At 56.4% G+C, this 22,219-nt stretch carries 19 protein-coding genes; 6 read left to right on the top strand and 13 right to left on the bottom strand.

Annotation, left to right across the window (positions count from 1 at the left end):
* Positions 1 to 13: 13 nt before the first annotated feature.
* From AC0B60_RS01975 to AC0B60_RS01965, 3 genes are read right to left on the bottom strand one after another with little or no spacing between them, the layout of a single operon-like run.
* Positions 14 to 1,603 (bottom strand): ATP-binding response regulator, encoded by a 1,590-nt coding sequence (locus tag AC0B60_RS01975; protein ID WP_465083563.1) that lies wholly within the window; start codon positions 1,601 to 1,603, stop codon positions 14 to 16.
* A 45-nt stretch (positions 1,604 to 1,648) separates the two neighbouring features.
* Positions 1,649 to 2,275 (bottom strand): response regulator FixJ, encoded by a 627-nt coding sequence (gene fixJ, locus AC0B60_RS01970; RefSeq protein WP_007151863.1) that lies wholly within the window; start codon positions 2,273 to 2,275, stop codon positions 1,649 to 1,651.
* Positions 2,276 to 2,311: 36 nt separating this feature from the next.
* Entirely contained in the window at positions 2,312 to 4,720 is a 2,409-nt protein-coding gene (locus AC0B60_RS01965; RefSeq protein WP_465083562.1) for a Lon protease family protein, read from the bottom strand.
* Between the two features lie 167 nt (positions 4,721 to 4,887).
* Here AC0B60_RS01965 and AC0B60_RS01960 point away from each other — a divergent pair, with 167 nt between their 5' ends.
* On the top strand, positions 4,888 to 5,172 hold the full coding sequence (locus AC0B60_RS01960) for a hypothetical protein (protein WP_465083561.1): 285 nt from the start codon (positions 4,888 to 4,890) through the stop codon (positions 5,170 to 5,172).
* Positions 5,173 to 5,349: 177 nt separating this feature from the next.
* Positions 5,350 to 5,727 carry a PilZ domain-containing protein gene (locus AC0B60_RS01955; protein ID WP_465083559.1) on the top strand — a complete coding sequence of 126 codons (378 nt, stop codon included), beginning with the start codon at positions 5,350 to 5,352 and terminating at the stop codon, positions 5,725 to 5,727.
* A 6-nt stretch (positions 5,728 to 5,733) separates the two neighbouring features.
* Here the strand turns inward: AC0B60_RS01955 and AC0B60_RS01950 are convergent, their stop codons facing one another.
* The 3 genes from AC0B60_RS01950 to AC0B60_RS01940 form a co-directional block, all read right to left on the bottom strand.
* Positions 5,734 to 6,204: a flavodoxin family protein gene (locus AC0B60_RS01950; RefSeq protein ID WP_465083558.1), complete on the bottom strand. Its 471-nt coding sequence runs from the start codon at positions 6,202 to 6,204 to the stop codon at positions 5,734 to 5,736.
* Between the two features lie 37 nt (positions 6,205 to 6,241).
* Positions 6,242 to 7,294 carry a recombinase RecA gene (gene recA, locus AC0B60_RS01945; RefSeq protein WP_465083557.1) on the bottom strand — a complete coding sequence of 351 codons (1,053 nt, stop codon included), beginning with the start codon at positions 7,292 to 7,294 and terminating at the stop codon, positions 6,242 to 6,244.
* Between the two features lie 146 nt (positions 7,295 to 7,440).
* Positions 7,441 to 7,941: a nicotinamide-nucleotide amidohydrolase family protein gene (locus tag AC0B60_RS01940; protein WP_465083556.1), complete on the bottom strand. Its 501-nt coding sequence runs from the start codon at positions 7,939 to 7,941 to the stop codon at positions 7,441 to 7,443.
* 82 nt (positions 7,942 to 8,023) lie between these two features.
* Here AC0B60_RS01940 and mutS point away from each other — a divergent pair, with 82 nt between their 5' ends.
* Together mutS and fdxA are read left to right on the top strand one after the other, a co-directional pair.
* Positions 8,024 to 10,657, top strand: a complete 2,634-nt coding sequence (gene mutS, locus AC0B60_RS01935) for a DNA mismatch repair protein MutS (protein WP_465083554.1) — start codon at positions 8,024 to 8,026, stop codon at positions 10,655 to 10,657.
* A 137-nt stretch (positions 10,658 to 10,794) separates the two neighbouring features.
* Complete coding sequence (gene fdxA, locus AC0B60_RS01930) at positions 10,795 to 11,118, top strand: ferredoxin FdxA (protein ID WP_465083552.1); 324 nt, start codon at positions 10,795 to 10,797, stop codon at positions 11,116 to 11,118.
* A 72-nt stretch (positions 11,119 to 11,190) separates the two neighbouring features.
* On the opposite strand, the gene AC0B60_RS01925 is transcribed toward fdxA, so the two are convergent.
* The 6 genes from AC0B60_RS01925 to AC0B60_RS01900 all read right to left on the bottom strand — a co-directional run bounded on the left by AC0B60_RS01925 (position 11,191) and on the right by AC0B60_RS01900 (position 18,332).
* A complete protein-coding gene (locus tag AC0B60_RS01925; protein WP_465083550.1) occupies positions 11,191 to 11,859 on the bottom strand; it encodes a LysE family translocator in 669 nt (222 codons plus the stop codon).
* A 30-nt stretch (positions 11,860 to 11,889) separates the two neighbouring features.
* Positions 11,890 to 12,924, bottom strand: coding sequence for a hypothetical protein (locus AC0B60_RS01920; RefSeq protein ID WP_465083549.1), 1,035 nt, complete (start codon positions 12,922 to 12,924; stop codon positions 11,890 to 11,892).
* A gap of 158 nt (positions 12,925 to 13,082) precedes the next feature.
* Positions 13,083 to 14,033 carry a DegV family protein gene (locus tag AC0B60_RS01915; RefSeq protein ID WP_465083548.1) on the bottom strand — a complete coding sequence of 317 codons (951 nt, stop codon included), beginning with the start codon at positions 14,031 to 14,033 and terminating at the stop codon, positions 13,083 to 13,085.
* Positions 14,034 to 14,142: 109 nt separating this feature from the next.
* Positions 14,143 to 14,979, bottom strand: coding sequence for a metal-dependent hydrolase (locus tag AC0B60_RS01910; RefSeq protein WP_465083547.1), 837 nt, complete (start codon positions 14,977 to 14,979; stop codon positions 14,143 to 14,145).
* 254 nt (positions 14,980 to 15,233) lie between these two features.
* Entirely contained in the window at positions 15,234 to 16,610 is a 1,377-nt protein-coding gene (locus AC0B60_RS01905) for a xanthine/uracil/vitamin C permease (protein WP_465083546.1), read from the bottom strand.
* Between the two features lie 93 nt (positions 16,611 to 16,703).
* Positions 16,704 to 18,332: an acyl-CoA synthetase gene (locus AC0B60_RS01900; protein WP_465083545.1), complete on the bottom strand. Its 1,629-nt coding sequence runs from the start codon at positions 18,330 to 18,332 to the stop codon at positions 16,704 to 16,706.
* Positions 18,333 to 18,548: 216 nt separating this feature from the next.
* On the opposite strand from AC0B60_RS01900, the gene AC0B60_RS01895 reads away from it, so the two are divergent.
* Positions 18,549 to 19,985, top strand: a complete 1,437-nt coding sequence (locus AC0B60_RS01895; protein WP_465083543.1) for a sensor histidine kinase — start codon at positions 18,549 to 18,551, stop codon at positions 19,983 to 19,985.
* Positions 19,978 to 20,616 carry a response regulator transcription factor gene (locus AC0B60_RS01890; RefSeq protein WP_465083542.1) on the top strand — a complete coding sequence of 213 codons (639 nt, stop codon included), beginning with the start codon at positions 19,978 to 19,980 and terminating at the stop codon, positions 20,614 to 20,616. Before AC0B60_RS01895 ends, AC0B60_RS01890 begins: the two co-directional genes overlap by 8 nt.
* 13 nt (positions 20,617 to 20,629) lie before the next feature.
* On the opposite strand, the gene AC0B60_RS01885 is transcribed toward AC0B60_RS01890, so the two are convergent.
* Positions 20,630 to 22,042, bottom strand: a complete 1,413-nt coding sequence (locus AC0B60_RS01885; RefSeq protein ID WP_465083540.1) for an aminotransferase-like domain-containing protein — start codon at positions 22,040 to 22,042, stop codon at positions 20,630 to 20,632.
* Positions 22,043 to 22,219 lie beyond the last annotated feature (177 nt).

Below are 22,219 nucleotides of genomic sequence, written 5' to 3'. Positions count from 1 at the left end.
GCGGGGATAGAGGTTACTCTGTCGGCTCTCCGGAGCCGTCAGTGGACGCACAGGGCGAACCCACGGCACCGGCGACCGGCAGGGTAAAGAAGAAACACGCACCACCGTGCTCGGGCCGCTCAAACCCGATATCACCGCCCTGAGCCTGAATCAGAGATCGACACATGGGCAAACCAATCCCCATGCCTTCTTCTTTCGTGGTGTAGAACGGCAGGAACAGTTTTTCTTCCGCATCGTCCTGCAGGCCGACACCATGATCGGTTACTGCCACACGGACACAGCCCGTGCCTGACATCGCCACGGTCACCTCCACAGGCTTCTCCGACTGAGCGCTGCGGGTGGATTCCAAGGCGTTACGAATCAGGTTCAACGCAACCTGTTGCACCTGAATCGGGTCCGCGATGACATCCGGCACGTCATCGGCCACCGAAATTTCCACACCACCCTCATTATTGCGGATATCCACTTCTGCGAACTGGCGGGTATCTTCCAACAGCGCCGCAAGCGACAAGACGTCCTTTCCGGCAGCCGGCTTCTTCATAAACCGTCGGATACGTCGGATTACCTCACTGGCCCGGTGTGACTGGGCTTCAATTTTCTCCAGCGTTTCCTCAAGCAACTCGTGATCCGGCGCTTCCTTGGCCAATACGCGCTTGGCAACGCGTGCATAGTTGGTGATGGCCGTCAGCGGCTGGTTAACCTCATGAGCCACACCGGCTGCCATTTCCCCCATGGTGGTCAGTCGGGAGAAGTGGGCCAGCTGCTCACGTTGTTCCTGAACCATGTGCCGGGCGTCATCCAGCGCGCGTTCACTTTCAAGCTCCGCAGTGATGTCACGGAAAACCACCACCGCACCATGCAACTCGTCACCATCCAGTTTCGGTGTCGCTCGATATTCCACCGGAAACGGTGAACCATCAGCGCGCAACATCTCGATATCGCGCTGGTTTTCCGCAACACCCCTGGTGCAAGTGGCATAAATCGGGAGCGACTCACAGCCGTGGCTTGCCGTGCGGAAATGGAGATCGAAAAAGCCCTGACCAATTAACTCCTCAACAGGGCTGCGCATGATGAGCGCCGCCGCCGGATTGGCAAACACAATGGTGCCCTTGGCGTCGATGCCATAAATACCTTCGCTGATGGAATTGAGTATGCGGGCCTGATCGTTTTCAAGCTGGCGGTTACGGGCCAGAAGTGCCCGTTCAAGGCGGATTACCCTGGCGTGAGTTTTCACCCGGGCGATCACCTCCTGAGCCTGAAAGGGCTTGGAAATGTAGTCTGCGCCTCCGAGGGAGAACCCCCGTACTTTCGCTTGCAGATCATCCAGTGCGGAGAGGAACACCACAGCACTGTCTGACGTAACCGGGTCTGCCTTAAGGCGTTCACACACCTGATAGCCGTCGAGTTCCGGCATCATGATGTCGAGAAGGATCACTTCCGGCTGATGGCGATGGGCAAGGTCCAGCGCTTTTTCACCATCGTTGGCAATGAGCAGGCGATAACCCTTGTCTTTCAGGGTTTCATAAAGAACTTTGAGGTTCTGCGGGTTGTCGTCAACGAGCAGAACCGTTACGTCTGTTGTCTCAAGGACAGCATCTGTCATAGAAGTACGGCCGGTTACGATGATGAATGCATGATGCCGGCCAAATCAGCGCGCGTCGATAAGGTCCTTTACGGACAGAACCATACGGACCAGGTGTGCCAGTGAATGAGTACCCATCTTATGCATCACCCGTGAGCGATGAATTTCCACGGTACGCTGGCTGATCTCGAGCTCGATGGCAATAACCTTGTTCGCCTGCCCGGCAATCATCCGGTCCATGATTTCATGCTCCCGGGGTGTCAGGCTTTTCACACGGCGCAGAATTTCCTGTTTCTCACCGAGGGTTTTACGTTGCTCCTTGTCTTGCTCCAGGGCGGCCTCGATTTTCTGTAGCAGGGCCTCTTCCCGGTAGGGCTTCTGAATGAAGTCGACAGCCCCCTCTTTCATGGCATCCACGGCCATGGGGACATCGCCGTGGCCGGTGACAAAGATAATTGGCAGGATGGAGTGCTTTTCATTCAGTTTCTTCTGGAGCTCCATACCATCCATGCCCGGCATGCGGATATCCAGTACGATACAGCCGGCCATCTTTTCGGAGTAATCCTTGAGGAATGCGTTGGCATTGTCATAGGTCTTGACCGGCTTGCCATCGGATTTCAGCAGCAGTTCAAGAGAATCACGAACCGCCTCATCGTCCTCAACTACGTAGACCGTTTGCTGGGTATCAGTCATGTGCCTTGTCTCTCCTTTCAATGACCGCCGTGGCTCTCAGTGAATCGACGGATCTTTATGGTCGTCCCGGGCATGCTCCTGACGCTCATGCTCGCGCATTTTCTCCAGACGTTGCTGGATAATGCCAAAAACGCTCTGCTTAGGGTACCTGCCTTTGTCATCAGCCTTACCTGCCGGTTTACCGAGCAACAGCGTAATCGCTTCCTCGGCACGGCTGACCGAATGAACCGCAAACCTGCCCTCGCGGGCCGCCTGGATGACTTCCTGCTCGAGCATCAGGTTCTGGACGTTGGTTGAGGGAACGATCACCCCCTGGGTGCCCGTGAGCTCCCCAGTCAGCCGGCAAGTGCTGAAAAAGCCTTCAACCTTCTCGTTCACGCCACCAATGGGTTGGACTTCTCCGAACTGGTTCACCGACCCGGTGATCGCAAGGTCCTGCCTCACAGGCAGGCCGGACAAAGCGGACACCAGGGCGCACAACTCCGCCAGCGAGGCGCTGTCGCCGTCGACTTCACCATAGTTCTGCTCAAAAGTCAGACTGGCCGACAGGTGCATGGGATCAGTCACAGCAAAATGAGCGGACAGCCAGGAACTGAGGATCATCACACCTTTGGAGTGAATATTGCCACCCAGCTTGACGTCCCGCTCAATATCCATCACGCCGCCATCTCCATAATAGCAGGTGGCAGTGATACGGTTGGACAAACCAAACTCGAATCCGCCGGTCGAGAGCACTGACAACGCGTTCACCTGCCCAATGCAGGTACCGGTGGTGGACACCAGTGTGGTGCCATCACGGATTGAATCGTGGAATTGATCCCGAATACGACTGCTGCGGTAGCGGGCGCTCTCCAATGCCTGATCCACATGGGAGTTCTGAATCAGCTTGGCCCCCGCCTGCCGTGCCCAGTAGTCGGACTCTCTCAGCAGATTGGCGATATCCGCCGCGTGCAGCGATAGCCGATCCTGATGTTCCGCCATGCGCGAACTGTGCTCAATCACACGGGCCACGGCCTTGTTACTGCAGTGCAGAAGCTTCTTTTCATCCACCAGGCTGGCGATGAACTTGGCGTACAGAAGCTGGCTCTCATCCGTACGCATCATCTCGTTCTCGAAATCCGCCGTTACCCGGAACAGCTCGGCAAATTCGGGGTCGTATTCCTGCAATAGCATCCAGGTTTCCCGGTCGCCGAACAGCACGATCTTCACGTCCAGCGGAATCGCTTCAGGTTCCAGCGAGATCGTACCCGACAGGGTCAACTCCCGTTCCAGGGAATTGATCTGGATGGACTTCGAACGCAACGCTCGCTTGAGGCCATCCCAAACAAACGGCTGCTCAAGCACCTTGATCGCATCCATCAACAGATAGCCACCATTGGCACGGTGAATACTGCCAGTGCGTATAAGAGAGAAGTCCGTAAACACCGAGCCTTTGAAGGTCACACTTTCAACGTAACCAAACAGGTTGTGGTAGGTGGGATTGTCCTCCACCACAACCGGCACTTCATCGGTTTTCTGGTGTACCAGCACGTTGACCAGATAGCGCCGGGGCATTTTTTTATCCAACGACGCATAGGCAATGGCAGCCTGCTCTTCATTGTCTTCCAGAAAAATTTCCAGGCTTTCGGACAGGTCCTTGCGCACTTCCTCGAAATAGGAAACCACGTCAGGCAGATCCCTGTACTTCTCGATCAATTCGTCGATCTGGTGGCCGGAGATGCTTGCCAGGGTCTCCTCGTTGAGCGCCTGCTGGCTTTCGGCGTATTCCTGTTCCCAGTCCGCCAGTTTGCGCAGGGCCTGACGCAGCTTCTTCTCAAGTTTATTGATGTCGTTTTCAAACTTGTCCCGCTGAGCTTCCGTTAGCGCCTGGAAGGACTCGGCGGTATGGGGTTCCTCACCGTTCATCGCGACCAGGCGATAGCCACCTGGCGTCGTAATATTCAGGCTAACCTTCTTGCGTTTGGCCTGGGCCGCCACCTTCTCCAGTTCATCTTCCTGCTTCTTGCCATACCCGTTCTTCAACTGTTCAGCGCGCTCAAGGAAACTGTCGCTGTCGAAGGTCTGGGGAATCATCTTCATCAGACGCCCCATCAACTTTTCCATATCCTGTTTGAGCTCAGTGCCCTTACCTGCCGGCAACCTCAGAACCCGGGGAATCCGCGGCTCCTCGAAATTGGCTACGTAACACCAGTCGTGGCTCTGGTTCTCGGTGTCCACATGATGCTCCAGATATCGCAGCATCATTGTACGTTTGCCCAGGCCGTTGCGACCCACCGCATAGACGTTGTAACCGCCGTGGGGCATGGCCAGGGCAAATCGGACCGCTGCCTGCGCCCGATTCTGGCCAACGATTTCCGCCAGAGGCTCAAGCTGTCGCGTGGTCTTGAACGGTAGATCTTTTAAAACACAGGCTTTGTAGAGCTGGTTCAGGGACAGTGACTTCAAGGTTCGGTCCTGTAACGGTATGAAAGCATTTTGGTGTTGGCCGCTCATTGTAGAATCTGGGGCCGGCCCTGTCGCGCTCTCGCTAAAGATTTAGCCCAACTTGTCGATAAATTGATCAATCGGGCATAATTACAGAGGCCTCAACCTCAGGGCAGGACACTCACTCAATGGATATCTATCGGAATCAGTCGCAACCGTTGACGGTGCTGGAGTCACTGCGGAAACGCAAACCCTTTACCGCACCGCAACCGCAACAGGCGTCACCGTCACCGGAAAAACCGCAGGGCGACCGACGCGTACAACCAGACCGGCGCCGGGCACAGATAGCGTTTGAAGGGCCAGACCGACGCAAGAAGCGGTCCAGGCGCAGCCCACGATTACTGAACCCAAAAACCGGCCAGGCCGCGCCCACTGAAGACCGCAGGGGACGACTGGTCAGCACCCGGGCCTGATTGCCATGTCATAACGGGCACGGTTCTGCAGCCGAGGTAGCGCGGCTTCATTTTGATAACCCGATCACAGTTCTTGGCTTGGTCATTTTTCAGCCACCATCGAGGGCACTAGACTTCAACGTCCCGGTGGAAGAACGGGCCAATAACAATCACAAGATACGCAACGGATGCCAACGTATGATGAGTGGTTCCGCAGACCGCAGAATCAAGGACCGCTACCCTGCCATGTGCCTGAAGGTACAGCTGCAGGAGCGCGGCTTCTTTGGGCGGGGGAAGAATTCAACCACTGTCACCTGCCTGGACCTGAATCGCTACGGCATGGCAGTGCTTTGCCCGAGGCCAGTGGAGTCTGGCGCACGCCTTTATATGGACTTTGATGGCAAGTACATCCGTGAGTCCCGTGTCGCTGCCCGAGTGATCAATTGCCAGCCCTATCAGACCGGTTACCGGATAAGCATCCAGTTCAGCTACTGTTTCGACAAAAAAGGCTACTCAAGGGCCGTGGATAACGCCCTCTCCCGCATTGAAGGCCTGTATAGCCGCTACGCCAGCTAAACCTTTCTAGAACAAACCTGCATCCAGACTGGCGGCCATGTAGAGCCCCAACTCCCGGCACTGGTCCTCGAATTCGTCCCTATACTCGCCATGACAGAGCAACGGTTCCTGCACCAGCCGCCAGCGTAAGCCCGTGGTGATGGAATCGATTGCGCGATGGGTGCCGGTGCCATCGAGGCCGGCGCGGATGTAGAAGGTGAAGGGCAGGCCCTGGGTTTTCTCTATACAGGGGTAGTAACTGCGGTCAAAGAAATCCTTCAAAGCACCACTCATGTAACCTAGGTTTTCGGTGGTGCCCAGAATGATGGCGTCACAGGCCAGAACGTCTTCCGGGCCGGCTTCCAGGGGTGGAAGCACGGTCACTTCCACGTTTTCAATGTCTTCGTGCCTCGCGCCCTGCTCTACGGCTTCCCGCAGCTTGAGGGTATTCGGGGAGGGGGCATGGGCGACAACCAGCAGTTTCTTCTTCGCATCCATATCACCTCCCCGGTAGTGCGGGACCTAACCACAAAGCTTAAATAAGCTCACCATTCGCGTCTGCAGTCGCCTCTTCGGCTTCGGCCGCGTCTTTCTTGGCCGGCTTTGGCATCAGTTTGTCACGCACTGCTGCTTCAACCTCATTGGCAATTTCCAGGTTCTCTTCCAGGAACTTGCAGGCATTGGCCTTGCCCTGGCCGATCTTGTCACCCTTGTAAGCGTACCAGGCGCCGGATTTGTCCACGAAGCCTTCCTTCACGCCCATATCGAGCACTTCGGCCATGTGGTAAATGCCTTTGCCGTACATGATCTGGAACTCTGCCTGCTTGAATGGCGGAGAAACCTTGTTCTTGACCACTTTCACGCGGGTTTCGTTGCCCACGACTTCGTCGCCATCCTTCACCGCGCCAATACGGCGGATGTCGAGGCGAACAGAGGAATAGAATTTCAGAGCGTTACCGCCAGTCGTGGTTTCGGGGGAGCCGAACATCACACCGATTTTCATCCGGATCTGGTTGATGAAGATCAACAGGCAGTTGGCGTGCTTGACGTTACCAGTCAGCTTACGCAGCGCCTGGGACATCAGGCGAGCCTGCAGGCCAACGTGGCTGTCGCCCATCTCGCCTTCAATCTCGGCCTTGGGCGTCAGCGCTGCCACGGAGTCCACGATGATGACGTCAACGGCGTTGGAGCGCACCAGCATGTCAGAAATTTCCAGCGCCTGTTCACCGGTGTCCGGCTGGGATACCAGGAGTTCGTCCACGTTCACACCCAGCTTTTCGGCATAGACCGGGTCAAGGGCGTGCTCCGCATCCACGAACGCACAGGTTTTGCCCGCTTTCTGGGCTTCCGCAATCACCTGCAGGGTCAGCGTGGTTTTACCGGAGCTTTCGGGGCCGTAGATCTCACAGATACGACCATAAGGCAGACCGCCTATTCCCAGCGCCACATCCAGGCCCAGGGAACCGGTGGATACCGCAGGGATCGCTTCTCTGGGCTGATCGCCCATCTTCATGACGGCACCCTTGCCGAACTGGCGTTCGATCTGGCTCAGTGCTGCACCCAGTGCTTTCTTGCGGTTGTCTTCCATCGTTGCAAACCCTCTGTCGCCAATGCCGTTATCGGGACGGGAGCCCGGCGGCCAAAATCATGGACTGAGAAACCCGGAAAAACCGGACTCCTGTATATTTGAACAGTATTAAAACACAACACGGAGATAAGACCAACCCCTCCGTTTCAGGCGTTTTCCAGAAAGCCCCTAACTCCCTGTAACACATAAAGAACCGCCTGACGCCGAACCTGATCACGGTCGCCCTGGAACCGTTCAACCACCGCTTCGGTGTCAGCCGGAGAACGGCCCCAGGCAAACCAGACCGTGCCCACCGGTTTATCGTCACTGCCACCACCGGGGCCTACTACACCACTGATTGCTACCGCCACATCCGCACCAGTGGCCGCCAGGGCACCGGCAACCATTTCCCGCACGACTGGTTCGCTGACTGCACCGTGCTCGCCCAGAGACGGCTCAGTTACCCCCAGCAAGCCCCTTTTCGCATCGTTGCTGTAGGTCACAAGCCCCGCCAGAACGTAGGATGAAGAGCCTGCAAGGTCAGTCAGTACCTTGGCAACCCAGCCACCGGTGCAGCTTTCGGCGGTGGCAATTGTGAGCCCGCGTTGCTTCAATACCTCGGCCAATTGCGAGCCTGCGTCCGCCAATGCCTCGTCGGTCAGTGGCATAATGATCTCCTTCGTTTCATCATGGCGGTTATTTTCTTACAATCCCTGCCTTCACATAAAGCCAATGGATCCGGAACCGTTCATGTCAGCAGCCCAGACCGATCTGTCCCACCACACCCCAATGATGAGGCAATACCTCAAAATCAAGGGCGAACACCCCAATGAGCTGGTGTTCTACCGCATGGGGGACTTTTACGAGCTGTTCTACGAGGATGCCAAGAAAGCCGCCGAGCTGATGGATATCACCCTGACGGCCCGGGGGCAGTCCGGGGGTAATCCAATTCCCATGGCGGGCATTCCGTACCATTCCGCTGAGGGTTACATTGCACGTCTGGTTCGTGCTGGTCAATCCATCGCCATTTGCGAACAGATTGGCGATCCGGCGACCAGCAAAGGGCCCGTGGAGCGCAAGGTGGTGCGCATTGTGACACCAGGCACGCTGAGCGACGACGCTTTCCTGGAAGACCGCCGGGATAACCTTCTGGTTGCCATCTACAGTCACCGGGAGCAGTTTGGTTTTGCCTCTCTGGACATCTCCAGCGGACGGTTTACCGTATCTGAACTGGACGACCTGGAGGGCCTGCAAGGAGAACTCCAGCGCCTGCAGCCAGCGGAAATACTCATCAGCGAGGACTTTCCCTACCAGGACATACTGGACGGCTACACCGGCATCCGCCGCCAAGGCCCGTGGCTGTTCGAATCCGATACCGCACGCCGCGTGATTACCCAGCAACTGCAGGTCCGCGACCTGACCGGCTTTGGCTGCGAAGATCTCACGCTCGCCATCTGCGCCGCCGGGTGCCTACTGCAGTACGCCAAAGAAACCCAGCGCACCGCCCTGCCTCACATTCGCAAACTGAGCCGCGAACGACGCGAGGAAGCGGTGATCCTGGACGCCACCAGCCGCCGCAACCTGGAAATCGACACCAACCTGATGGGCGGCAGCCAGCACACCCTGGCCTGGGTGATGGACCGGACAGCGACCGCCATGGGGGGACGTCAATTACGACGTTGGCTGAACCGACCCTTACGGGACATTATCGTGGTGGAACAACGCCAGCAGGCGGTGTCAGCGCTTCTGGACGGCTTCCATTACGAACCGGCTCACGACCTGCTGAAAAGCATCGGTGATATCGAGCGGATTCTGGCCCGTGTGGCGCTGCGTTCTGCGCGCCCAAGGGATCTGGCGCGACTGCGGGATGCCTTTCTAACCCTGCCGGATTTACAGAAGGCGCTGACACCGGTCAGTTCACACCATGTCGTCAAACTCGCCACGATCATCAGCGAGTACCCCGAATTGTCGGACTTGCTGGAACGGGCCATCATCGACAACCCACCGGTGGTCATCCGGGATGGGGGCGTTATCCGTGAAGGTTTTGATGACGAGCTGGACGAGTTGCGCAACATCAGCGAGAACGCCGGTCAATTCCTGCTGGACGTTGAGACCCGTGAGCGCGAGCGTACCGGGATCAGTACGCTGAAAGTCGGCTATAACCGGGTACACGGCTACTACATTGAAATCACACGCGCGCAGTCCGGGCAGGCGCCGGTGGATTACATCCGCCGCCAGACCCTGAAAAACGCCGAGCGCTTTATCACCCCGGAACTGAAAGAATTCGAAGACAGGGCCCTGAGCGCCAAGAGTCGTTCACTGGCGCGGGAAAAAGCCCTTTACGAAGAGGTTCTGGAGACCGTCGCCGCCGAACTGGCGCCCCTACAGGACGCTGCCCAGGCCCTGGCGGAACTGGATGTGCTCAGCAACTTTGCCGAGCGGGCCACCAACCTGCGTTTCAATGCCCCGGAGTTCAGCGACACGCCCGGCTTTGATATCGAAGAAGGCCGCCACCCGGTGGTGGAACAGCTACTGAGCGACCCGTACGTGCCCAACGATCTGCTGATGGACCAGCAACGGCGCATGCTGGTGGTCACCGGCCCCAACATGGGCGGTAAGTCCACGTATATGCGCCAGGCTGCGCTGATCGCCCTGTTGGCCTATACCGGCAGCTATGTGCCCGCCAACCGTGTGGTCATCGGGCCTTTGGATCGTATTTTCACCCGCATGGGTTCGTCAGACGACATCGCCGGTGGCCGCTCAACCTTCATGGTGGAAATGACTGAGACCGCCAACATCCTCCACAACGCCACCGAATACAGCCTGGTGCTGATGGACGAAGTGGGACGCGGCACCAGCACCTTCGACGGCCTTTCCCTGGCCTGGGCCACGGCGGAACACCTGGCGAAGCACATTCGCTGCTACACGTTGTTTGCCACCCACTATTTCGAGCTCACGCAACTGGCCGACGACCTTGAGCACGCCGTCAACGTTCACCTGACCGCCACGGAGCACGACGACACCATCGTGTTCCTGCACAACGTTCATGACGGCCCGGCCAGCCAGAGCTATGGCTTGCAGGTCGCGAAGCTGGCCGGCGTACCCCAGGACGTGATCCGCAACGCCAAGGAGCAGCTGTCTCACCTTGAAGGTGGCGCTGCGCCGGCCAGGCCGACTGCTGATAATACTGCCGTGGCGCTGGCGGAACCTGAGAACCAGCAACGCTCCGTCCGCGTTAGCGAGCCAGTCATGCAGGCCGACATGTTCGCCAGTCTGGAGCCGAGCAAAGTGGAGGAATGCCTTGCCGACCTGGACGTGGACGGACTGACCCCACGGGATGCCCTTAACCGATTGTACGAATTGAAAGAACTGCTTGGGAAATAGCGGAACATAGCGGCAGAATTGATCTGTGTAATAACGATAGTGCGCCTCAGCGCTTGCGACAGGGCAGGCCGCTCAATACAATATCGCGCAATTATTATTACACTGATGAGATTGACTACTGGACCAGGAATCTGACTATGACGTTTGTCGTTACCGATAACTGCATCAAGTGCAAATACACGGACTGCGTGGAAGTATGCCCGGTGGACTGCTTCTACGAGGGCCCGAACTTTCTGGTAATTGACCCGGACGAGTGCATCGATTGCGCCCTGTGTGAGCCGGAATGTCCTGCGGAGGCCATTTTCTCGGAAGACGAGTTGCCGGCGGACCAGGCCCAGTTTGTGGAGCTCAACGCCGACCTCGCTGGCAAATGGCAGAACATCACCGAGAAGAAAGACCCATTGCCAGATGCGGAAGAGTGGGACGGCAAGCCGGACAAACTGCAGTACCTCGAAAAGTAACTGCTGCTTTCAGCACATTGCTATCAAAAAAGGGGAGCCCAGGCTCCCCTTTTTTGTGCGCCGCCGCTAATGTTAATGCATCGCCAACTTTGCGCCGATAGCCACGAAGAAGCCGCCAGTCAGGGCGTTCAGCATGCGTTTTACGCCCTGCCCCACGCCGAGTCTGCGGGATTTGACCACCACCAGCGCCAGTCCACATTGCCAAGTCATCGCCAGCACAAAATGGACCGCCGCAAGGAACAGCGATTGCTGGAACGCGTTGCCCGCGGGATCGATAAACTGAGGAAGCAACGCCATATAGAACAGCGCCGTTTTCGGGTTCAGCACGTTGGACAGCAGGCCTTCGCGAAACGCCCCCCAAGTGGTTGGTATCGGCCTCATCAATGGGGTCTCGGCGCTGGACATGGATTGCCCATCGGCGTTTGCGGGCGCCCGAACCATGGCCTGACGCAGCGAACTCAGCCCCAGCCAGATCAGGTAGCAGGCACCTGCCCATTTGACCGCGGTAAACGCCCAGGCCGTCTCCACTAGCAACACAGAAATACCCAGAGCAGACAGAGTGGCGTGGATAAACAACCCGCAGCAGATTCCCACACTGGTCACACAGCCATCCTGCAAACCATTTGCCACTCCACCTCGCCCGGCGTTCCGCATTACCAGCAGGGTGTCCACCCCGGGCGTGACGGTCAGTAGCGAGATGGCCACCAGATAGGCCCAGAACAGTTCAGTTGGTACCAGCATTGCCAAACACCCACACAAACGCAGGAGTGCTCAGCTCTCCTGCTGCAGAATCTTTTTCGCCGCGGCCGACTTGTAGAACGGCTCAAGACGACGACGGATCAGGGCTTCAAGATACCCCTCCTCCCGCAGCACGTCTATCACAGGAAGTGCGTAGGCATCCACCTCCACCATGACCACATCGCGATCGACCCCAACAGCGCCCAATAGCTCAATCACCGGTTTATCGCCATACAGGGTGAACAGGTGCTCTACCACGGCCCTAGCGCAACCCTCAAAATAGGCCGTCTGGCGGAACTGCAGCCAGAACTCATACCCCAAAACCACAAATTCCTGGAGCTGTATGTCACCCAGCCCCTCGTGTAGTTCCTCGATGGTGCGATCTTCCAGGGACACCCATACAGCCATCACGCTGTCGCGCAATTCCTCGTCTGTCAGCGCCTTGTTCAGGAACTGTTCACTGCGACTGATCAACCCTGGCAGGCTGTCTGACAGCCAGGTCTTGAAACGGCGCTCAAAGGTCTCGTCCAGGCCCGGAACCGCCCTGTTGGCCATGCGCTTGCCAAACTTCATCATCGAGCCGACACCGGGAACACTCTTGGTTATCAGGTTGTCCTCGTAGAGGTAGTTCACAACGCCCTGATACACCACATTAGACACCAACTCCTGGTAGACCGGGTGAGCCATGATCTCGCTGATCACCCGCTCACGCTGCTGACGAAGTTCAAGGGCCTCTTCGAGGAACCCGGTGGCCTGCTCCCGCGTAATAATATCCCGCAGCCGCGAGGTTTTCTGAACCGGCGCATTCAGCACCTCCGTGGCCATCTCTGCTGCCAGTTCGGGTATGCCTGCATCCAGTTCCATGTTGACTACAATGCGCTGGATCACGCCCATTACCTGTTCCGCCGATGTCAGCCGGTTCAGGGTGATGGACCCGGCGTAGTCAAACAGTTCATCCACCTCGGTTTCGAGAAAGCGCCGTAACTTGGCTCCTTTCAGGGAGGCCAATTCGTGTTTTACGTGTTGCTCGAACAACGCATTGGCGATATCCGTTTTACCTTTGGTCATAATCGGGGTCCGGTGCTGTCTGGAAGTGAGCTTCTGGAATCGGAACGACAAGAGGCTAACACGAAGCCCGACTGGCTGCGTTTGCCGAAGATACAACCATTGGCGTGCGAGTGGGCCAAGAAGCAAGAGGCGCTTCCTGAAGCGCCCGATACTCCCGACTACTGAAAATCGATGAATTCGTGGGGTTCGGCGGCAAGCGCCAGGCACAGACTGCCGGGGCCGATGTAGATGCTGCTGGTAATGCCCATCTGGGAGAGCAACAACTCAACGCCGTTACTCTCACAGGCGTCACGCAGACGGTTCAAACCCGGCAGGTCCTCGATTTCGGTCCAGGTCAGGCCGCAGGAAAGGCTGACATAGGGCGTCAACAAGCCGGCCTCCACCCTCGCGGTGGCGTAATTCATCACTTTTTCCACCGCCACGTCGAAACTCCGGGTTTTGGCGGCGGGCTGCCCTTCAGCGCCCTGACCAAAAATCACCGGAGTAATGTTCAGAGCCTTACCGAGAAACGCCACCAAGGCAGAAACGCTCTTGTCACCGCGCCGGCGGGCCCGTTCGCGGATATAGTGTAAATCCCGGGGAATCACGCAGGTATAGATTTTGTCGGTAAACGTGTCGACTTCATTACGTAAGGCGTTTTTCGACAACTTCTGTTCAATCAGGCGAAGGGTGTGAGCCGCCAGCAGACCCTGACCGGCAAAAATCTGCTTGCTGTCGATCACCCGCATGGAGAACTTGCCTTCACGCCCAGCGGCCTGGCGGGTTTCATGGTAGTGCCCCATCACACTGTTCATGGCTTCCGTGGCGTTCTGGAAAATCAGGCTTCGGGAACGGGTCACCGTCTCGCAGATGGCGACGTCGAATTCAGTGACAATTTTTTCCATGAACAAGTCGTGGATCTGTTCGGCGGAGAAGGCGTGTGTTTCGGCGTGGTGGCCCTTCTGCAACAGGCCGCTCTGGTAGAATTCCTGGGTCCTGACTGGGTCGTGCTCGTCGATGTAAGTCTGGCCATCGATAACGGCGGTAACCGGCAAAATGAACAAGTCGTGCTTGCGACTGAACTCATAGGGAAGATCGCAGGCAGAATCAACGATAAGACCAACGCGCATGGGGCCTCCAGCTATGGGAAGCTATTCCAGCCGGCCTGGTTGCTTCCCTTTATTGTCATTGTTTTTGGCTGCGCTCAGTCTTACACAAAGCGATCAACATTTCAGCACTTCACTCGCCTGCGGATCGCTTCAGATCAAGTTCATTGAGGTTTTTCTCGATCAGTTCACGATTATCTTGCTGCCAGGGATGAAAACCTTTGCGAAAATAAGCCAGGAAATCCGGCATACATTTGCGCAATACCCCCGGTTTACCCCACAGAAAGTTAATACCCCCGATCCATGTGCCGAAATTCCACAACTTTCCGTCGGTTTTCAGCAGGCTGCAGGTATTCAGGAAGGTGTACTTGAAAAAATTCCACGTCACAAACAGGAACACGATCCGGCGAAGGCGCTCATTCCCTACGCAGTGCCGATAGACATCGAAAGCCACCGACTTGTGCTCGGTCTCCTCGATGGCGTGCCAGCGCCAAAGCTGCTTCATACCCGGAGTGGCCCCTTCCATCCATTCAGGGTGGCGAAGAATCGCATTCGCCAATACCGCTGTGTAATGCTCCGCACCGCAGGTTCCGGCCAATTGGCGACTGGGTGGCAGGTTGCCCACCCACGCCATGTGCCTTCGGAATCGCTCATCAATAGCATCGATGTTGTACCCACGAGCCTTCAACGCCTCGTTGTAGTGCTTATGCTCTCGGCTATGCAGCGCTTCCTGGCCAATGAAGCCGCGAATCTCTTCCTTAAGCTTGGGATCATCTACCTTGTCCCGGTAGAGCCGAACCGCATTGATAAACTGCTGTTCACCATCCGGGAACTGGAGCGACAGCGCGTTGAAGAACGCCGTGCGGAAGGTGTCGTTGCCGTGCCACAGGGTTTTTAGGTCGTCGGCAATATCGAAGTGCAGGTGTCGGGGTGCAACTGAAACGCCTTCGGGCGTGGAACTGATGGTCATGACTGCCTCCGGTTTATTGTGGTTATGGAGCGGCATTCACCGTACAGCGGCAACGTCGCGTACGAAAATTGATCAGAAACTTCAGTTTAAACCCGAATTCAACATGGAAGGAAGGCGGTGAATCAGAAACCGGACAGATTGTCACAATATGACAATTTGCCCAAAAGGAGCGCAAAAAAGGAGGCATGGCAAAGCCGATGCCTCCAAGGACACATAAGGGTATGGTGCGTCCAAACAGCTCAGACGCTGCTGGTTTAATGCTCTTCCGCTGCCTTAACGCCCGGAGCTTCGGGGTCGGCGGTAAATCCAATCAGTTTGGTGCGTTCGATGAGAAAATACAGCACAGCGCCAGTCGCCAGGCCCCAACCCGCGCCGTAGACTGCCAAAACCACACCCATGGTACCGGCGATACCACGCTCAGTGTTGTTCTCCAGTTGCTCAAGACCCACCATCAGGCAGATATAGCCAGTCAGCAGCAGAGTCAGCGACAACGCAATCGGCAATACAGGCTGGAAGAAGCTCACCAGTGGCAGTACAAACAACGCAATGAAACCAGTAACCCAGAACGTACCGCCACCGCTGTAGATGGAGTCCATAGCGTTGCGGCCATATTTGTAACGCTCTGCCATGGTAGCGGTAACCGCTGTCCAGATAGGGCCAGCAAGGCCGGGGTATGGTGCAAAGAAAGCGTGCCCGCCGTTGCGGATAGCCGTCACCAAGTGTACCCGATCAATGCTGTTATCAATATCCTCATCCTTTCGCAGGTGATCCACCCGATTCATCAACGACTGCCCGACAACGATGTCGCCAAAGGCAATGACATAGGCAATCACCGCTGTCGGAATGGCGTACATGAACACTTCTGCATCGGGAAACCCAACAGCAAACGGCAGGTAGTTCCATAGCTCGTCAAATGCCGGTTTGGTAATGCCCCACGCCACATCTGGAACGGCATACTCACCAGTGGCAAAGCCCACCAGGATGGCAACCACCATCCCCGGAACCATTCCATAGTTCGCTATCTTGCGCGCAATATTACTGGTGTCGACAAAACCTTTGAAAGACACGGAAAACATCAGATACAGACAGACCAGTCCGCCGACAATCAGCGAAATAGGGGTTTCGGCCAGACGTCCGCCCGCTTCGATCTCACCCATCAATGCAGCGATACCCGCGCCAATAATTATACCGCCCTTCATGGATCGGGGAATTAGCTCAACAAGCTTGCTACCCAGCCGGGTGATGCCCAGGAAAAGAAAAATGATAAACACTAGGAACTGCAGCGCAAACAGTGCCTGAATCGCTTCAGGCCCGGGCTCGTAATCGCCCAGAAACAGCAATACCACGGGGATACCCGGCGTGATCCACCCAGGTACCAGGGGGACACCTAGCAACGCCGGCAACATGAAGCCGATGCCGCAGATGACCACATAGGCAAGTGCGACGTCGTAAGGCACTCCCAGGTATTTCTCCAGCAGCGGAATCATCGCGAGACTGACCACGAACATGATCAACCCCTGTACCATTTCCGCGAATTCCCAACGGTAATGGACAAACGGCAGTCGAATCTTGAAGGGGCCGGCGGGCCAATACGGCTGCTCTTCCCCGTTTTTACGTTGGTAAACTTGCATATAGTCGTCTCCTGGAGCGGAATTGTCCGCACCTGATGTTGTTTTTTTGTTGAAGGTTTCCTGGCCCGGGCTTCGGGCTATGGCAGCGCCAAATCAACCAAGCTCTTTTGCCTGGTCACGCAGAACGAATTTCTGGATCTTGCCGGTCGAGGTTTTTGGCAGGTCCGTGAATACGACCGTCTTGGGCACTTTGAAACGGGCCAGCCGCCCCCGACAGAAGTCGATCAGTTCCTCTTCGCTCACTTCGTCGGCTTCCGGCTTCAAGGTGATAAACGCGCAGGGGGTTTCGCCCCATTTGTCGTCTGGCCGAGCGACCACGGCCGCTTCGAGCACTGCTGGATGGCGGTACAGCGTGTCTTCAACCTCAATGGTGGAAATGTTCTCACCTCCGGAAATGATGATGTCCTTCAGTCGATCCTTGATTTCCATATAGCCATCCTCGTGCCATACCGCGAGGTCGCCCGTGTGGAACCAACCGCCAGTGAAGGCTTCTTCAGTGGCCTTGGGGTTCTTCAGGTAGCCCTTCATCACGGTGTTACCACGCAGGAATATCTCACCAATGGTTTTGCCGTCTTTAGGCACCGGCTCCATGGTGCTGGGATCACCCACCATCGTTCCGGCCAGAGTGTGATAACGCACACCCTGACGCGCCTTGATCGTGGCTCGCTCATCCAGAGTTTTCTCATCCCACTCAGACTTCCACGCACACACAGTCACCGGCCCGTAAACTTCGGTGAGGCCATACACATGAGTAATTGCGATGCCCATTTCCTCAATGGCCCCAATCACCTGTGCGGGAGGAGCCGCACCGGCGGTCATCGCTTTCACCTCGTGGTCAATCCCCGCTTTTGCAGATTCCGGCACGTTCAGCAGGGCATTGAGCACAATGGGCGCACCACACATGTGAGTCACTTGATGGTCGCGAATCAACTGAAGAATTTTCTCCGGGTCTACCCGACGCAGGCATACATGAGTCCCCGCCAGTGCGGTAACCGTCCACGGGAAACACCAACCATTGCAGTGGAACATGGGCAGGGTCCAAAGATAGACCGGGTGTTGTCCCATTGACCACACGGCCTGATTACCCAGGCTGTTCATGTAGGCGCCGCGGTGATGGTATACCACCCCTTTAGGGTTACCCGTAGTGCCCGAGGTATAGTTCAGGGAAATAGCGTCCCATTCGTTTCCCGGCAGGCTCCATTGAAACTCCGGGTCGCCCTCCAGAAGGAAAGCTTCGTAGTCGAGGTCGCTCACCTGAACACCTTCACCGTATTCAGGATCATCAACATCAATGATCAGAGGCTTTGAATCCAGGCGACTAATGGCATCTCGAATCACACTGCCGAATTCCCGGTCGGCTACCACCACTTTGGCTTCAGCGTGCTCCAGCATGAAAGCGATGGCTTCTGCATCCAGGCGCACGTTCAGGGTGTTGAGCACAGCCCCAATCATCGGCACACCGAAGTGACACTCAACCATCGCCGGAATGTTTGGCAACATCACAGCCACCGTATCGCCATGGCCGATGCCCCTGCTGGACAGCGCCGAGGCCAGCCGGCGACACCGCTCATAAGTCTGGCCCCAGGTATAGCGAATGGCCCCATGTATGACTGCCGGATAGTCCGGATACACACTGGCGGTGCGCTCAATAAAGTCGATAGGGGAAAGGGCAGAGTAATTGGCGTGGACTGGCTCGAGGCCCTGATCAAAAATCGATGTCATTGTTATGGTCCTATCAGCGTCATTATTCTTATGGTGTATTAAAGAATTCCATTGAAACAGCTACAATCTGTGGTATCCGGATACTATTTTATATCAATAACACTAGAAATTACACCAATGTATTATAGTATAAATACCATATAACAATGAGAAACAACCAAGGAAGTCACTATTACGACCTTTCAACTTCCAAGTGCTGATCCTGAGGCGGGGCTCGTGCTCGATTCCAACGGCCAGTTGCTGGACAGGAATCAGGCAGCGAAAGCTCTGTGCGAAGAATCCGGAACTGCCAACCCGATCAGACTGCTACCGGTTAATTTTTCAGCTTTGATCAATGCCTGTCTTAGCCAAGGGCGGGCCATTGAAGGCGTAGAGCGTCGTTTGCATAACGCCACGCTGTCATGGACGTTTATTCCTGACCAGAACTCTCAACAGGTGCTGGCACGAGGGCGGGATGTCACCGACAACATCCGAAAACTGGACGAGGCAACCCGATCCAGCCGGCTTTACCGCTTGATTACCGAGAACACCACAGACCTTATTTCCCGACATGCACCGGATGGCAGATTCATCGATGCCACACCCGCGTCCTGGAGGCTGTTGGGGTACTGGCCCGAGGAACTGAGGGGCAAACCGCTTGAAGAGGTATTCCGAAGCAATACCGTCAGCACTGAAGTGGAAGACGCCCGTAACCGGCTTCGGGACGAAGGCTACGCCACGATGACCATTGAGATCACTCACCGGGACGGCACCAGGCGGTGGTTTGAAATCGCCAGCCGGGCGATCCGGGAAACCTACACCGGAGCGGTGATTGAGGTCGTCAGCGTGTCGCGAGACATAACCGCAAGGGTAAAATCCGAAGAGAATAACCGCCGCCTGGCGGAAGATCTCGCCCACACCGCCCGCCTGGCGACCCTGGGTGAGCTGGCTTCCAGTATTGCCCACGAGATGAATCAGCCGCTGGCGTCTATCGTTAACTTTGCCAGCGCAAGCCAGCGCTATCTGAAACTCGCACAGGAGAAACCGGATTGCCTTGAACGGGTGGACGACGGCCTCCAGCGAGTCACCCACCATGCCAACCGCGCTTCGGAAGTCATAAAGCGACTGAGGGCCTTTCTGCGTAAGGGGCAGCAACGCACCGCTCCAGTTAACATCAACGATACCGTAACCAACGTAAAGCGACTCTGCCAGTGGGATGCGGACAAACATAACGTGGTCATCCAGGAGAAACTGACGCCACTCAACCCTGTACTTACTGCCGACCCGGTCTTACTCGAGCAGGTATTGATCAACCTGATCCGTAACGGCATCGATGCCAATACCGAAGTCCGGGAGGACAACAGCACGCCATCACACATTAAAATTGAAACCTGCGTAACACCCACGCAAGAGACACTGATCAAGGTAACCGATCAGGGGCCAGGACTTGACGAGGAAGGCTTGCGAAACATGTTCACGCCTTTCTATACCAGCAAACCTCAGGGGCTCGGGCTCGGGCTCTCCATGAGCCGTTCCATAGTTGAGGGGTATGGCGGTTTTCTGGATGCACAACCGGGTGAGGATCGGGGCCTGATGCTGCTCTGCCGCTTCCCAGCTCCTCACTGCCACAACAATGAATCCGGCAACCTCAGGGAGACAAGCCAGGATGAGTGATTTACACCATACCGTTTATGTCGTAGACGACGATGCCGGCATGCTGGAGTCCACCCAGTGGCTACTGGAATCCGTTGGCCTGCAGGTACAGCCTTATGCAGATGGGCGTCAGTTTTTGAATGCCGTTAACCCGGAGCATACCGGCTGCGTGGTCCTCGACATACGGATGCCTGGCCTGGGTGGTCTGAACGTTCAGGAGGAGCTTCAGAAGAGGGGTTCGCAACTTCCCATCATTTTTCTCTCAGGCCACGCGGATGTGCCAATTGTGGTCCGTGCCTTCAAATCCGGAGCGTTTGATTTCATTGAGAAACCATTCAACGAACAACTGCTTCTGGATAGCGTCCAGCAGGCACTGCAGGAACACCAGAAAACCAGTAACCGACAACGTGGAGACCAACACACTGACGCCTTGATCGACTCTCTCACACCGCGGGAGCGGGATGTATTCGTGCCTTTGGCGCAAGGTTACACCAGCAGGGAAATAGCGGAACAACTGGATATCGGCGTTAAGACGATTGATCTTTACAGAGCACGCGTAATGAAACGACTGGGTGTGGAGCGCGTGCCGGACGTCACCGGTATTGCAATTGCTATCGGCTTGCTGGAACCGATGAACCTGCGTAAGGAGTAGATCCGGGTCAGACTCAGGATGCGGCAGCGACCGCTATCGCTATGGCACCAAGGCGCGCAATCGCCTGCTCTACCCGCTCGCTCCATGGGTTGGCTCCATTCAATCGCAGGCAGTTTTCATACTTGTCGGTGATGGAGAACATCAACCCCGGGGCCACGTTGATATTCTCCTCCCGCGCCCGACGAAACACCTCTGTGCCCGACACTGTGCCCGGAAGCTGAACCCACAGTACGAAACCACCCTGGGGCCGGCTGACGGCAGTACCTTCCGGAAACGAGCGCCCTACTGCCGCACGCATACGGTCCGTTGCCTCGCGGTAACGCTGCCGGGCAGAACGCAGGTAACGGTCATAACCGCCCTGCTCCAGAAAATGAGCCACGGCGATCTGCGGCACGCTCGCCGTACCCAGATTGCTAAAATACTTCTGCTGACTAGCCTCTGCCAGGTACTTGCCAGGCATCATCCAACCCAGTCGCAATCCCGGTGAAATAGTCTTGGAGAAAGAGTTGCAATAGATCACGTTCCCCGTGCGATCAAACGCTTTTGCCGGCCTTGGCCGATCTGCGCCGTAATAGAGATCCCCGTAGATATCATCCTCAATCAACGGAATACCTGCTGCCTCCAGCATCTGCACAAGCTGTTGCTTGCGAATGTCGGACATCCGGGCACCCATCGGGTTGCTGTGATTAGGAACCACCACGCACGCCTTAACTGGCCATTGTTCCAGCGCCAATTCCAACCCCTCCAGGCTTAGTCCTTCCGAGGGATGGGTGGGCACTTCGATGACCCTGAGCCCGACCACGTCCAGGGCCTGAAGAATACCCGGGAACGATGGTGACTCCACAACCACGATATCCCCGGGCGAGGTGACCGCCTGCAAGGCAAGAATGATGGCCTCCTGGGCGCCGTTGGTAGCAAGAATGTCGTCGGGGGTGGTAATAATTCCCAGCGCGGCCATCCGCTGAGCCACCTGACGGCGGTACTCGATCTTGCCAGGAAAGGCATAGTCCAATGTTCCCAGTCCGCGCCGCGCGGCCCAGAGAGTGGCATGCTGAATCTGCCTCACGGGCAGGAAATCAGGATGTGGCACAGCGGCCGCAAGAGGCACCATGCGTTTCTCTTCATCGGCACAAAGATCGAGCGCCATATCACGGGCACTCACGGGCACCGGCTTCGCCTTGTGCTTCTGCATCACCGGTTCTGGCGTATCCCGCCTGGGTAGACGCACAAAATAGCCACTGCGCTCCCGCGCTTCTAGGTAGCCTCGGGCCTCCAGCGTCTGATGTGCCTGGAGCACCGTGGACACGCTCACGCCAAACTGGCGGCTAAGCGCCCGAACACCAGGCAACCGCTCCCCTTCGCGATAAACCCCATCACGAATCAATGCGTGTAACTGGTCTGCTACCTGATTATAGAGAATGCCCATGACTTCATCCTGCCAGATCAATCCAGAATGCCTGCAGTACAGATCAAACAGATTCTCACCAGCACAGATGCTAAACAAGAAAGCCTGTACCGGTCCAAAATCACAATATCTGAATCTGTTATGGTTGTCTGTATAAACGGAGAATGGTGACCCTGGCCATCACTCATCGAATCTTGC

The sequence above is a fragment of the Marinobacter sp. V34 genome (assembly GCF_055524115.1).
The sequence above is the reverse complement of the archived record's forward strand: the minus strand, read 5'-3'. Positions and strand labels throughout refer to the sequence as shown.

Excerpts from the sequence above, each read along its gene's own strand:
- AC0B60_RS01915 (WP_465083548.1), bottom strand. The coding sequence starts at position 14,033 with ATGCGCGTTGGTCTTATCGTTGATTCTGCCTGCGATCTTCCCTATGAG.
- AC0B60_RS01905 (WP_465083546.1), bottom strand. The coding sequence starts at position 16,610 with ATGCAAGTTTACCAACGTAAAAACGGGGAAGAGCAGCCGTATTGGCCC.
- AC0B60_RS01900 (WP_465083545.1), bottom strand. The coding sequence starts at position 18,332 with ATGACATCGATTTTTGATCAGGGCCTCGAGCCAGTCCACGCCAATTAC.
- AC0B60_RS01920 (WP_465083549.1), bottom strand. The coding sequence starts at position 12,924 with ATGACCAAAGGTAAAACGGATATCGCCAATGCGTTGTTCGAGCAACAC.
- AC0B60_RS01950 (WP_465083558.1), bottom strand. The coding sequence starts at position 6,204 with ATGGATGCGAAGAAGAAACTGCTGGTTGTCGCCCATGCCCCCTCCCCG.
- AC0B60_RS01885 (WP_465083540.1), bottom strand. The coding sequence starts at position 22,042 with ATGGGCATTCTCTATAATCAGGTAGCAGACCAGTTACACGCATTGATT.
- AC0B60_RS01910 (WP_465083547.1), bottom strand. The coding sequence starts at position 14,979 with ATGACCATCAGTTCCACGCCCGAAGGCGTTTCAGTTGCACCCCGACAC.
- recA (WP_465083557.1), bottom strand. The coding sequence starts at position 7,294 with ATGGAAGACAACCGCAAGAAAGCACTGGGTGCAGCACTGAGCCAGATC.
- AC0B60_RS01975 (WP_465083563.1), bottom strand. The coding sequence starts at position 1,603 with ATGACAGATGCTGTCCTTGAGACAACAGACGTAACGGTTCTGCTCGTT.
- fdxA (WP_465083552.1), top strand. The coding sequence starts at position 10,795 with ATGACGTTTGTCGTTACCGATAACTGCATCAAGTGCAAATACACGGAC.
- AC0B60_RS01955 (WP_465083559.1), top strand. The coding sequence starts at position 5,350 with ATGATGAGTGGTTCCGCAGACCGCAGAATCAAGGACCGCTACCCTGCC.
- AC0B60_RS01960 (WP_465083561.1), top strand. The coding sequence starts at position 4,888 with ATGGATATCTATCGGAATCAGTCGCAACCGTTGACGGTGCTGGAGTCA.
- mutS (WP_465083554.1), top strand. The coding sequence starts at position 8,024 with ATGTCAGCAGCCCAGACCGATCTGTCCCACCACACCCCAATGATGAGG.
- fixJ (WP_007151863.1), bottom strand. The coding sequence starts at position 2,275 with ATGACTGATACCCAGCAAACGGTCTACGTAGTTGAGGACGATGAGGCG.
- AC0B60_RS01925 (WP_465083550.1), bottom strand. The coding sequence starts at position 11,859 with ATGCTGGTACCAACTGAACTGTTCTGGGCCTATCTGGTGGCCATCTCG.
- AC0B60_RS01890 (WP_465083542.1), top strand. The coding sequence starts at position 19,978 with ATGAGTGATTTACACCATACCGTTTATGTCGTAGACGACGATGCCGGC.
- AC0B60_RS01940 (WP_465083556.1), bottom strand. The coding sequence starts at position 7,941 with ATGCCACTGACCGACGAGGCATTGGCGGACGCAGGCTCGCAATTGGCC.